The 12,286-nt window shown below is 69.8% G+C and carries 11 protein-coding genes and 1 tRNA gene; 10 read left to right on the forward strand and 2 right to left on the reverse strand.

Annotation, left to right across the window (positions count from 1 at the left end; all coding sequences use genetic code 11):
* Positions 1-205: 205 nt before the first annotated feature.
* From EV385_RS14485 to EV385_RS14505, 5 genes are all read left to right on the forward strand, one after another.
* Positions 206-955, forward strand: a complete 750-nt coding sequence (locus tag EV385_RS14485; RefSeq protein WP_130509954.1) for a hypothetical protein — start codon at positions 206-208, stop codon at positions 953-955.
* A gap of 158 nt (positions 956-1,113) precedes the next feature.
* Positions 1,114-1,605, forward strand: coding sequence for a SigE family RNA polymerase sigma factor (locus tag EV385_RS14490; RefSeq protein ID WP_130509955.1), 492 nt, complete (start codon positions 1,114-1,116; stop codon positions 1,603-1,605).
* On the forward strand, positions 1,602-2,612 hold the full coding sequence (locus EV385_RS14495; RefSeq protein ID WP_130509956.1) for a hypothetical protein: 1,011 nt from the start codon (positions 1,602-1,604) through the stop codon (positions 2,610-2,612). Before EV385_RS14490 ends, EV385_RS14495 begins: the two co-directional genes overlap by 4 nt.
* Before the next feature lie 214 nt (positions 2,613-2,826).
* Positions 2,827-5,016: a PAS domain-containing sensor histidine kinase gene (locus EV385_RS14500; protein WP_130509957.1), complete on the forward strand. Its 2,190-nt coding sequence runs from the start codon at positions 2,827-2,829 to the stop codon at positions 5,014-5,016.
* A 154-nt stretch (positions 5,017-5,170) separates the two neighbouring features.
* Positions 5,171-6,424 (forward strand): hypothetical protein, encoded by a 1,254-nt coding sequence (locus tag EV385_RS14505; protein WP_130509958.1) that lies wholly within the window; start codon positions 5,171-5,173, stop codon positions 6,422-6,424.
* Positions 6,425-6,515: 91 nt separating this feature from the next.
* Here EV385_RS14505 and EV385_RS14510 read toward each other — a convergent pair.
* Positions 6,516-6,600, reverse strand: a tRNA-Ser gene (locus tag EV385_RS14510).
* 243 nt (positions 6,601-6,843) lie between these two features.
* On the opposite strand from EV385_RS14510, the gene EV385_RS14515 reads away from it, so the two are divergent.
* The 3 genes from EV385_RS14515 (at position 6,844) to EV385_RS14525 (ending at position 9,959) form a co-directional block, all read left to right on the forward strand.
* Complete coding sequence (locus EV385_RS14515; protein ID WP_130509959.1) at positions 6,844-8,685, forward strand: ricin-type beta-trefoil lectin domain protein; 1,842 nt, start codon at positions 6,844-6,846, stop codon at positions 8,683-8,685.
* On the forward strand, positions 8,682-8,918 hold the full coding sequence (locus tag EV385_RS34310; RefSeq protein WP_242624879.1) for a hypothetical protein: 237 nt from the start codon (positions 8,682-8,684) through the stop codon (positions 8,916-8,918). Before EV385_RS14515 ends, EV385_RS34310 begins: the two co-directional genes overlap by 4 nt.
* 66 nt (positions 8,919-8,984) lie before the next feature.
* The gene (locus EV385_RS14525; RefSeq protein ID WP_130509960.1) at positions 8,985-9,959 is read left to right on the forward strand and encodes an NAD(P)H-quinone oxidoreductase; all 975 of its coding nucleotides are present in this window, start codon (positions 8,985-8,987) and stop codon (positions 9,957-9,959) included.
* A 4-nt stretch (positions 9,960-9,963) separates the two neighbouring features.
* Here the strand turns inward: EV385_RS14525 and soxR are convergent, their stop codons facing one another.
* Complete coding sequence (soxR, locus tag EV385_RS14530; protein ID WP_278044982.1) at positions 9,964-10,401, reverse strand: redox-sensitive transcriptional activator SoxR; 438 nt, start codon at positions 10,399-10,401, stop codon at positions 9,964-9,966.
* A 50-nt stretch (positions 10,402-10,451) separates the two neighbouring features.
* Between soxR and EV385_RS14535 the strand changes: the two genes are divergently transcribed.
* Together EV385_RS14535 and EV385_RS14540 are read left to right on the forward strand one after the other, a co-directional pair.
* On the forward strand, positions 10,452-11,138 hold the full coding sequence (locus EV385_RS14535; RefSeq protein ID WP_130509962.1) for a thiamine pyrophosphate-dependent enzyme: 687 nt from the start codon (positions 10,452-10,454) through the stop codon (positions 11,136-11,138).
* Positions 11,139-11,140: 2 nt separating this feature from the next.
* Positions 11,141-12,019: a transketolase family protein gene (locus EV385_RS14540; RefSeq protein ID WP_130509963.1), complete on the forward strand. Its 879-nt coding sequence runs from the start codon at positions 11,141-11,143 to the stop codon at positions 12,017-12,019.
* The last annotated feature ends 267 nt before the right edge of the window (positions 12,020-12,286 follow it).

A 12,286-nucleotide genomic window follows, 5' to 3' on the forward strand; every position in this document is an offset into this window, starting at 1 on the left:
CGGGCCCTCACTGTCAGTGAGGTCCCGCTCTCCTTGGGTCGAACGGCTACTCCGTAGCGTGATGATTTGGGCTCGGAGCGTCGCGGCGCCCCGCGCGGCGCCCTGAACCGGCGGTAACGCAGAGTGCTGCTTGAGGTTCAGTTGACCCAGACCCGGCATCGTTTCCCGTGTCAAGCAAGCGGGAACGTTGAAGGGAAACCAAATCATGAAGCTGTCGCGCCTGATCGCCACCGCGGGTGTGGCCCTGGCCGGCGCCCTCCTCGCCGCGCCGCAGGCGGCCTCGGCGGCCACGGCCGCTCAGGTGCCGGGTGCCCCGATGGGTGTGCAGCAGCTGCGCTCCGCGACCAGTGCCACCCAGACCGAGGTGTTCTGGAAGCCGGCCACGTTCGCCACCCGCTACCGGGTCAAGGTTGTCGACGGGACCACCACGGTCGCGTCCTACCTGGTGCCGGCGACGCAGGCGGTCAACGCCAGCGGCCAGCACCACGTGACGGTGTCGACGCCGAACAAGTGCTCCGCGTACAAGATCACGGTGCGGGCGGAGGACGCGCTGGGTCAGGGCGCGGAGGTCGCGGTGACGGAGAAGTCGCTGGCGCCGACGATCGTGACCAAGGCGCGGGCGTTCCGGGGTACCGACCGGACCCGGGCGACGTTCGAGATGGCCGTGCCGCAGTGGAAGGGCTACCTGGTTGCGGCGGGTGGCGGTGCCAAGGCGGACAACCTGTCGAAGCCGACCATCGCGGTCAACCTGCAGATGCAGCTGGTCCGGATCGCGGACAACAAGGTGATCTCCACGGCGACCGCCACGCAGACCGGCTGGACCACGGCGAAGTACTCCAAGATCTTCACCGGTCTGGACGCCAAGCGGGCGTACGTGCTGAAGGTGACCACCGCGAACGGCTGGGGCAGCTGCGCCAAGCAGGACGGCAAAATCCTGCTCAACGCCGCCGCCTGACCGCTCCCGGCGAAGGCCCCGTCAGCCCGCATTCCACGCGGGACGGCGGGGCCTTCGCCATGCACCGCCCGGCCCGCGTTTCCCTCGGAATCGAGGCAACCTCACCGGGCGCCTGGCCGGTAATACTCTCCGACAGACCTTGACGGAGAGGCCCGGTAGTGACGTCAGAAGGTTTCAACGAATTCGTGGTGAGCCGGTCGACCCGGCTGCTGCGGTGCGCGTATCTACTCACCGGTGAATGGGCGGCCGCCGAGGATCTGCTGCAATCGTCGCTGGTCAAGGCCTGGTCGGCGTGGTCACGCATCGAGGGCGACCCGGAGCCGTACGTCCGGCGCATCCTGGTGAACACCCAGGCGAGCTGGTGGCGCCGGCGCTGGCGCGCCGAACTGCCCAGCGCCGAACTTCCCGAGGTGGGCCAGCCGGGCCACGCGGACCGCGTCGACGATCGGGACCAGCTCTGGCAGGCGTTGCGCCGGCTGCCCACCCGGCAGCGGACCGTGCTCGTGCTGCGCTACTTCGAAAACCTGTCCGAGGCGGAGATCGCCGAGGCGATGGATTGCTCGCTCGGCACCGTAAAGAGCCAGGCCAGCCGCGCGCTGGCCAAGTTGCGACTCGACGACTCGCTGACCCTCGAAGGAGCGCTGCCATGAATCTGACCGACCTCCGCGAGGTTCTCGACGAGCGATCCACCACCGACCACGTCGATGCGCGGCCGCACCTGCTGCTGGCGGGTGTGCAGGGACGGCTCGTGGTCCGGCGCCGCAACCGGCAGATCACCGCGTTCGCCGCGACCGCGGTAGCGGTGCTGGCCGTCGGTGCCGTCACACAGGCCGTCGCCCGGCCGGCCCCGGACCACCCCGCGCCGGCGGCCACCGCGCCCGTACCCATGGTCAATGGTTTCCGGGAGTACGCCGACGGTGCCCGCGTGATCGCGAGCTCAGCGCCGCTGGCCCCGGGCGCGAAGACCCTGCGGGTGACCTTCACGCCGACCTCCGCCGATCTGGTGTTCTTCACGCGCTGTGCTCACGAAGCCGGCAAGGTGCATCAGATCTCCCTCAACGGCAAGGCGGTCTCGTCGGGCACCGGTTGCGGCGGCACCGTCAGTTCGGACGCGGAGATGTTGCGGTCGTCGTACGGCGTGCGGGTCGGCATGCCCAACACCGTGACGGTCACGTTCCCGGACGGCCCGCCAGCCGACTTCGCCGTGGCGGTCGGCGAGAAGGTCGGCCCTGGACGGTACGTCTTCCCTACCCGGCCGTCCCAACTCCAGCCGCTCGACACCGAGTCGGGCAACATGAAGCTCGGCTACGACTCAGGCGTGAGCTACCAGACCACGATGGTGGTACGCGCCGACCCGGCCGACCCGAACCGGCCAGTCGACCTCCCCTTCGCCTGGGGTAAGGGTGCGCACCTGACGCTGCTCTCGCAGACGCCCGGCGCGCTGACGGTCACGGTCGACGGGGTGGCGATCGCGCACGGAGAATGGTGGGACTACCAGCAGATGCTGATCGACGGCGGCACGGACAAGACCTGGTCGCCGCCGCGGAACCGTCAGGCCACCTGGGAGAAACCCGAGCAGGGATCGGGCGTCGTGCTCACCGTCAAGCCGGAACGGATGACCGGCGACTGGGCCGTGGCGATCCAGGAGCCGATGTGACGCCTCGGCGCGCGTGAGGAGAGGCTCCGCTGACCATCGGTCGGTGGGGCCTTTCCCCTCATCTCCCGCCTTCCGCGACAATCTGTGACATACGTCCGACCGGATCGTGAGTGCCCGCTACGGTTGAAGGCACGCGGACCGGCCCGCGACGCCGTACCGAGGCGGCGGGCGAGCTCGGCTGAACGGCTGAAACGTCCCGTGGGAAGACCGAGACATGCACACGTTGCGTCGGATGCATGGCGGCGCGCGGCTCGGCGGTGCCTTCGGGCTCGCGGGGCTGTTGTTGATCATTTTGATCGGCGTCGCCGTGAACAACACCCTCGCGCAGCGCAGGGCGGAGCGGCAGGTTGCTGAGTCCGCCGCGCTGCAGCGCGACGCGCTCACGGCCAAGTTCCGCGCCGCGGACTTCAACGGCTGGCAGACCGCGTACGCGTTCGACACGATCCGCGGAGTGCCCGGCGCCGCCGCCGACCGCGGGGCCCAGCGCAGCCTGTTCCTGGCCTCGGCGACGGCGTTCCGGCAGGATCTGGCCCGGATCGCCACCCATCCACTCAGCGCGGCGCAGAAGCAGCAACTGGCCATCGCCGAGGACGCCTTCGACCACTTCATGGACCTCGACGCGCAGATCCTGGCCGGATACCGGTCCGGCGCGCCCAATCGCATCGCGGTCGCCAACGATCTGGTCGCCGGTGAAGCGCTGGACTGGTTCGACCGGGCCGCTGGCGCGGTCAGTCAACTCGCCGAACTCGCACAGGCCCGGGTCGACGCGGACGCCGCCGTGGCCCAGCGCACGAGTTCCCGGGCGCTGACGATGATGGTCGTCGTCGGCGTGGCGTGCCTCCTGTTCGCCGTCGCGCTGGGCGTGCTGGCCACCCGTACGGTCGCCAACACGGCACGGCACAAGGCGATGCTGGCCGCCATCGTCGAACAGTCCGCCGACGCGACGGTCGCCCTCGACCTCGGTGGCATCATCACCGCCTGGAACACCGGCGCCGAGCGCATCTACGGCTACACCGCCGCCGAGGCCATCGGCCGCCCCGCGACGATGGTCCTGCTACCGAGCCGGAGGGCCACGCTCCGCACCGTGCTTGCCGATCTGGCGGCGGGCCGCCACTTCCACACCGAGGGAGCGCCTCGCCTCCGCAAGGACGGCAGCATCGTCAAGGTGTCGACCACCCTCTGGCCGATCCGGGACGAGACCGGTGTGGTCATCGGCGCCGCGGCCACCGAACGCGACGTCACCGCGCGCATGCGGCGCGAGGCCAAAGAGCAGCTCGCCAATGATCAAACGGCGCGGGCCGCCCGGCTGGAGAGCCTCGGCCAGCTCGCCGGTGGTGTCGCGCACGACTTCAACAACCTGCTGGCGATCATCGTCAACTGCGCCGAGTTCATCGCCGAGGAGCCCGGCGAGCAGAAGGCGGAGGACCTGGCGAGGATCCGCGATGCCGCCCAGCGGGGTCAGGCGCTCACCAGCCAGCTGCTGCTGTTCGCCAAGCGGGAACCAGCCCGGGTCGAGAACGTCGATTTGAACTCGGCCGTCACGGACGCCAACGACCTGCTCGGCCGGACGATCGGCGCCAGCATCACCCTGCGCTGCACGACGTACGGTGCTGCGCTGCCCGTACGGACCGGTCGCGGCCGGCTCGACCAGGTGCTGCTCAACCTCGTGATCAACGCCCGCGACGCGATGCCCGGCGGCGGCATCATCGATGTCGGTACCGACCTCGTCGAGGTGCCCGAGGGCTCGATCCTGCCGCTGCCGCCCGGAAGCTACGCCGAGCTGACCGTCAGCGACAACGGCGTCGGCATGAGCGCCGAGGTCAGGAACCGACTCTTCGAGCCGTTCTTCACCACCAAGTCCGCGCAGAAGGGAACCGGCCTCGGCCTGGCCACGGTCTACGGCATCGTCATCGACGCCGAAGGCACCATCACCGTGGACTCCACGCCCGGCATCGGGACCACGTTCCGGATCCTGCTGCCCATCGTCGCGGCGACAGCCGAGACCGACAGCACACCGCTTTCTGGGCCCGGAAACGGTGCACGGGTCCTTGTCATCGAAGACGACAACACCGTACGCGACGTGGTGGTCCGCATCCTGAACCGCAACGGCTACCGCACCACCGCGGTCCGCGACGCGGACGCCGCGCTGCGCATGAATCTCGACGACGTGGACCTGCTGATCGCCGACATGGTCCTGCTCGATCGCTCCGGCGCGGCGGTCGCCAAAGAGATGCATGCCCAGCACCCGGGCCTACCGGTGCTGTTCATGACCGGCCACGCCGATCCCCTGGTGCCGTCGGCAGGCGACGAGACGACCCGAATCCTGTACAAGCCTTTCACGGCCGCCGAGCTGCTCGGCAATGTCGGCGAGGCACTCGAAGCCACGGCTGCGCGTCCCAGCTAGACCGGCTCGAGGTGTGCCGAGTCGCCTGTGCGGCGCCGATCCCGCCTCAACGTCCGCGTCAAATTCATGACCGTATACTCGTCCGCTGGTCATGATCATGGCCGTGGCGCGGGGAGGATCGGTACCTGTAATGGTTTCTGCACTATGCCGTCGGGTGTTGGCGGCGTTGGCCGTCGCCAGTGCCCTGGTCGCGGCCGGGCCAGCTCCGGCTCAAGCCGCGGACCCGAGATTCGCGCTGGAGATCGCGCCGATCACGCCGTTGCCGCTGGGGACGGTCGGACAACGAGACGGGGTGGGAATCCAGGCCAACCTTCGGTCCAGCGAGGACTTCTCCGGCACGGGCTTCAAGGTGCGCATGACCGTGGACGGCGGCCTCTACCTCGCTAGGAACCGGGGGATCGTCCCCGGCTGCGACTGGGGCGATGGTGACGTCACCTGTCCCGCCGGAGAGGGCACCACGGGGAGGCTAACCCTCAAGGCCGGCCAGCCGTTGTCGACCGGCGACATCTCCTATGGGTTCTACCGAACCAGCATCTACACCGGACCGGACGCGAAGCCCGGGAAAGCCACCTTCACCCTCACGGTGTGGAACGACGATATGACGATCAGCGCTAGTCAGTCGGTCACCATCCAGGAATCGGTCAACCTCACCACCTCACCGATTCCGGAGAGCATGACGACTCTGCGCGCCACCGTCGGAACGCCGCTCACCCTGACCGTCGGCGCGTCGAACCACTCCGACCTCCCGCTCCGGCGTCCGATCCTGGTATTGCCGCGTAACCCCGCGATCGAATCCACCAAGCGGTACTCCAACTGCCGGTACGACGGGCGGATCCTCCTCTCGTGCACCTTCGAACAGCAGCTGATGGCGAAGAAGGCGTATCGGGTCGACCTGCCGCTCGTGTTCACCGGGATACCCGAGTCCCCGTACGGCAAGGTCTACTTCAACTTGGGCTGGTACACCGAGGCGGACTTGAAGGTTGAGCGGAAGACTCTCGACGGCACACCGGGAACGGAGGGTCCGCTTCTGATTCGCGAGCTCGCTGGTTCGTCGGCGGCGCCGGCCGCGAAGCCGGGCGCCGAGCAGCGAATCACCGGGAATTGGCACTCCCTTTCCCTGCCGCTGGACATCAGCGGGCGCCCGTCGACCGGAACTCCGCAGCCGTCCGGCACGGCGAGCCCGGCGCCCTCCGCCGGCGGTGCGCCCAGTGGTCCTGCGACCGCAGTTGGCGGCGTGCCGGGTAGTCCTGCCGCCCCCGCTGGCGGCGCGGGCGCTGGCGACGCGGATGACGAGCCGACCCTGCCGCTCACCGGTCCCGCGACCGGGATCCTGGCCGCCGTCGGACTGGCGGCGCTTGTCGGCGGTCTGCTCCTTGTGCGTCGTCGCCGTACCCGCTTCGAGGCCTGACGAGCGTTCGTTCCGAACCGCCGCCGACCGATTGGTCGGCGGCGGTTCGTCTTCCTGTGGTCAGCGCGGCCTATGCCGTGATGACATAGTGCGGAGGGCGTGGGATTCGAACCCACGATGAGTTTCCCCATACCGGTTTTCAAGACCGGCGCCATCGGCCACTAGGCGAGCCCTCCCGAGCGACGCTTCCCCAGTTTGCCAGACGGCCACCGTCGACCCGCACGGCCTCCTGCCCTGCCACCCCGCCCCGTCCGCGCATTCGCCGAAACTTATTTTAAGCCCCTGAAAAGATGCTTGAACAGCGCAAATGCCATCCCAGGGCGCGATGCAGCGGTTGACATGACATTGATAACGATGTTAATTCTCGCTGCGTACCTATCCGGTCAGGTCCCCCAACCTCCGGCAAGGGAGTCCCAACCATGTCCCCCAGAAGCAGGCGGCTCCTCGTCGCCACCGTCCTGGCCGCCTCGGCCACCATCCTGAGCACACCGCCAGCGCTGGCCGCGAACGAGCAGGTCCACGTCTACCTCACGACCACGAGCGACAGCGCCGGCCGTACGGTCACCCGCGGTCTGCAACCCCAGCCGTCCATCACCTTCACCAGCGGCGGCGGCGCCGCCAACCAGACCATCACGGTCAACGAGAACGCGACGTACCAGCAGTTCGAGGGCGCGGGCGCCTCCATCACCGACACCGCGGCCTTCGACATCCGCGGCAGCGGCGCCCTCTCCCCGGCCACCCAGAACGAGGTCATGACCAAGCTGTTCGACCCGGCCGCGGGCATCGGCGTCAGCGCCCTGCGCAACGTCATCGGCTCGTCCGACCTGGCCCAGAACAGCTATTCGTACGACACGACATGCTGCGACCTCAACGACTTCTCGCTGAGCCGCGACGCCGACATCATGGCGTTGACCAAGCAGGCGCGGGCCCTGAATCCGGCGCTGTTCGTGATGGCTTCGCCGTGGTCGGCACCGCCCTGGATGAAGGACAACAACGCGTACAGCCAGGGCTGGCTCCGTGCCGAGTACTACGGCATCTATGCGCAGTACTTCGTCAAGTACATCCAGGGCTACCAGGGCCAGGGCATCCCGATCCGGTACGTGACCGAGCAGAACGAACCCGGCTGCTGCCCCGGCTATCCGTCGATGCAGTGGAACACCTCAGGGCTCGGCTACTTCGCGAAAACGAACCTGCTCCCGGCGCTGCAGAACGCGGGCCTGGACACGAAACTGCTCATCGGAGACTGGAACTTCGACACGTACGACGCGTGGGTGGCGCCCCTGATCAACGACAGCGCGATCCGCACCCACCCGAACTTCGGCGGCATCGCCTGGCACGACTACGGCGGCAACCCGGCGACCGCGTCCACAGTGCACGGACTGTTTCCCGGCGTGAATCAGTACAACACCGAGCACTCCGGTGGCACTTGGGTGAGCGACCAGCATGCCGAGGACATGGGTGATCTGGTCGACTACTTCCGCCACTGGGGCCGTAGCTGGACGAAGTGGAGCCTCGCCGTGGACGAGGCCATGGGACCGCACAATGGCGGCTGCGGCACCTGTACGGGCCTGGTCACGGTGCACCGCAACGACGCCCGGCGCGGCCAGGTCGACTACACCATCGAGTACTACACGATGGGGCACCTGACCAAGTTCGTCCGGCCCGGCGCGGTCCGGATCGACTCCACCGCGAACGGCGCCGTGCCCAACGTCGCCTTCCGGAACCCGGACGGGTCCAAGGCGCTGATCGCGTACAACACCACCGGTGGCGCGCAGACCGTCAAGGTCAACTGGGGCGGGCAAAGCTTCACGTACGCGCTGCCCGCCCGTACGTCGGCGACCTTCACCTGGACCGGCGCGCAGTCCGGCGGTGGCTCCGGCCGGACCGGGCAGGTCGTCGGCCTCGGCGGCAAGTGCGTCGACGTGGCCGGCGCGAACCCGGCGAACGGCACGCCGGTGCAGTTGTACGACTGCAACGGCACGCCCGCGCAGAGCTGGACCCTGGCCGCGGGCGACACGGTCCAGGCGCTCGGCAAGTGCCTGGACGTCACCGGCGGCGCCACGACCAACGGCACGAAGATCCAGCTGTACGACTGCAACGGCACGAACGCCCAGAAGTGGACCGCCTCGAACGGTGCCCTGGTCAACACCGGGTCGGGGACCTGCCTCGACGCCACGGACGTCAGCTCAGCCAACGGGACACGGCTGCAGATCTGGGCCTGCACCGGCGCCCCGAACCAGCACTGGCAGCTCCCGGCATGAGCGAGTGCACCGAGCGCAGCGAGGGCCGCGAGCGCATGCCCGGCAGGCTCTGCATGAGCGAGTGCACCGAGCGCAGCGAGGGCCGCGAGCGCATGCCCGGCAGGCTCTGCATGAGCGAGTGCACCGAGCGCAGCGAGGGCCGCGAGCGCATGCCCGGCAGGCTCTGCATGAGCGAGTGCACCGGGCGCAGCGAGGGCCGCGAGCGCATGCCCAACAGGCTCTGCATGATCTGAGCGCGACCGGCGCGGGCCGTCGGCATCCGTCGAGCCCGCGCCGATCCGATCGGGCAGAGTAGAGCCATGCACGCCATCGTGATCCAGACGCCGGGTGGCCCCGAGGCACTCCAATGGACCGAGGTCCCCGATCCCGAGCCGGGGCCGGGCGAGGTCGTCGTGGAGGTCACCGCCGCGGCGGTCAACCGGGCCGACGTCCTGCAGCGGCGCGGCCACTATCCACCGCCGCCGGGCGCTTCGCCGTACCCGGGGCTGGAATGCTCCGGCGTGATCACCGCGACCGGCCCCGGGGTGGCTGACCACCGGGTAGGTGAGCGGGTCTGCGCCCTGCTGGCCGGCGGCGGCTACGCGCAGCGGGTCGCCGTGCCCGAGGGTCAGCTCCTGCCGGTGCCGGCGGGCCTGTCCGTGCAGGAGTCGGCGGCGCTGCCCGAGGTGGCGTGCACGGTGTGGTCGAACGTCGTGGACGTCGCCCGGCTCCGCAAGGGTGACACGCTGCTCGTGCACGGTGGTGGCGGCGGCATCGGGACGTTCGCGGTTCAGCTCGGCGTGGCCCTCGGAGCCCGGGTCATGGTCACCGCCCGGGCCGCCAAGCACGACCGGCTCCGCGCTCTCGGGGCGGACCTCGCGATCGACTACACCGGCACGGACTTCGTCGCGGCCGTCCGCGAGGTCACCGACGGCCGGGGCGCGGACGTGGTGCTGGACATCGTCGGCGGCGCGTATCTGGGCCGAAACATCGACGTGCTGGCGCCGGGCGGGCGGATCGCGGTGATCGGGCTGCAGGGCGGCCGCACCGGCGAGCTGGATCTCGGCGCGCTCATGGCGAAGCGGGGCACGGTCGCCGCCACGACCCTGCGGGCCCGTACGGTCGCGGACAAGGCCCGGATCGTCCGTGGGGTGCGCGAACAGGTGTGGCCGCTGGTCGACGCGGGGGCGATCCGCCCGGTCATCGACCGGACGCTGCCGATGAGCGACGCCGCCGAGGCGCACCGGCTGATGGAGGCCAGTGAGCATCTGGGCAAGATCCTGCTGCTGCCCTGAGCGGCTAGTCGGCGGCCAGCAGCTTGCGCGGTCCGGTGCCCTGGGCGCTCAGCAGGTCGCCGGGGTTGACCAGCTTGCAGCGCTGCAGCGACAGGCAGCCGCAGCCGATGCACCCGGACAGTTCGTCGCGCAGCCGCTCCATGAGCGCGATGCGGTCGTCGAGGCCCCGGCGCCAGCGGGCGGACAGCCGTGCCCAGTCGGTCTTGGTGGGGGTGCGGTTCTGCGGCAACGACGCCAGCGCCGTCCGGATCTCGTCCAGGGAGACGCCGACCTGCTGGGCGATCCGGATGAACGCCACCCGCCGCAGCTCGGCGCGGTCGTACCGGCGCTGGTTGCCGCCGGTGCGGGTGGACCGGATCAGTCCCTCGCGCTCGTAGAAGCGCAGCGCGGAGGGAGCCAGGCCGCTGCGGGCCGCCATGTCGCCGATGGTGAGCAACTCCACGCCGGGCATCCCCTTGAGTTGAAGTGAACTTCAACTTGCAGGCTACCGGCATGACCGTCATCGCGGAGCGGGGCAACCCCGCACGACAGCTCGTGACCCGCCTCGCGGGGGACGAGAAACACGCGCCCAGCGCCTACTCCACCCTCGAGGTCCTCTGGGTGCTCTACGACCGGGTCCTGCGGGTGACCCCGGCCACGGTCGACGAGCCGGACCGGGACCGGTTCCTGCTCTCCAAGGGGCACGGCCCGGCCGCGTACTACGCGGTCCTGGCAGCCACCGGATTCATCCCGGAGAGCTGGCTCGACGACCTGGGTGGCCGGAACAGCCGGTTGGGTCTGCACCCGGACCGGACGCTGATCCCGGGCGTGGAGATCGGCTCCGGCTCTCTCGGGCACGGCCTCGGGCTGGCCGTCGGCACCGCGCTCGGCCTGCGCGCCCAGGGCTTCCTCGACAGCCACACGTACGTGCTGCTGGGCGACGCCGAGCTGGACGAGGGCGCCAACCACGAGGCCATCGCGTACGCGTACGCGGCGCGCCTGGGCGGGCTCACCGCGATCGTCATCGACAACCAGTCCGCCACGCACGGCTGGCCCGGCGGCATCGCGGGCCGGTTCGTCGGCTGGTCGGCCTCCGTAGTGGACGGCTACGACCACGACGCCATCGCCCACGCGCTCACCAGCCACGACGGGTCGCGGCCGCACGTCGTGGTCGCCACCGTCGCCCCGAAGGGACGCTGACCATGCGGGAAACCTTTGTCGCCACCACGACGGCGCTGCTGGACGAGGATCCGCGCACCGCGCTGGTACTCGCCGACATCTCCGTGGACGCGTTCGCGCCCGCGCTGCGCCGCCACCCCGACCGGGTGCTCAACGTCGGCATCCGGGAACAGCTCATGGCCGGGGTCGCCGGTGGGCTCGCGCTCACGGGGCTGCGTCCGTACGTGCACTCGTACGCGCCGTTCCTCGTCGACCGGGCGTACGAGCAGATCAAGCTGGATCTGGGTCACCAGGACGTCGGAGCGGTGCTGGTCAGCATCGGCGCCTCGTACGACGCGTCGGACGTCGGCTACACCCACCATTCGCCGGGCGACGTGGCACTGCTGGACACCCTGGAGGGATGGACGGTCCACGTGCCGGGACACCGCGACGAGGTGCCGGCGCTGCTGCGCGCCGCCGCCCGCGTCGACGACCGGGTCTACGTGCGACTGTCCACCCAGGAGAACCGTGCCCCACGGCCGGTTTCGCCGCGCCTGCAGGTCGTGCGGCGGGGGCCGGCCGGTGCGCCGCTGGTGCTGGCGGTGGGTCCGATGCTGGATCCCGTGCTGGCCGCGACCGCGGACCTCGGCGTGACCGTGGCGTACACGTCGACTCCCCGGCCGCTGGACACGGCGGGGCTGCGGGCGCTGGCCACGGCGGAGATCGTCGTGGTGGAGCCCTATCTGGCTGGTACAACGAGCCGGATGGCGGCCGCGGCGCTGGCCGACCTGCCGCATCGGGAACTTCACCTGGGCGTGCGACGCGCCGAGACCCGGCACTACGGCAGCGTGGCCGATCAGGCCCGCTCCCACGGGCTGGATCCGGCCGGACTGCGCGCCTCGATCACGGCGTTCCTGGGCTGAGGCCGGTCGTCGGGGCGCGGATCGCGCGGCACTGTCCGCACCCGACGAAAGCGTTCTGACCTGCGGTTTTGTGTGTCTGTCACGCGAATTGGGTACCGCCCGGAGAGAGTAATTCGCGGAATTCCGCCCATCACAAACCACATTGTGTGTTCGGCTGGTGGACGAAATGTTAGATCAGTCCGGGTTCCCATTGTCGCCGCTCGACGGCGCGACAACCGCGCGGCCGACGGCCGCGCCCGCCGGGATTCGCATGAGTGCCCCGGGCCG

Source organism: Krasilnikovia cinnamomea, assembly GCF_004217545.1.
Taxonomy (GTDB): Bacteria; Actinomycetota; Actinomycetes; order Mycobacteriales; family Micromonosporaceae; genus Actinoplanes; species Actinoplanes cinnamomeus.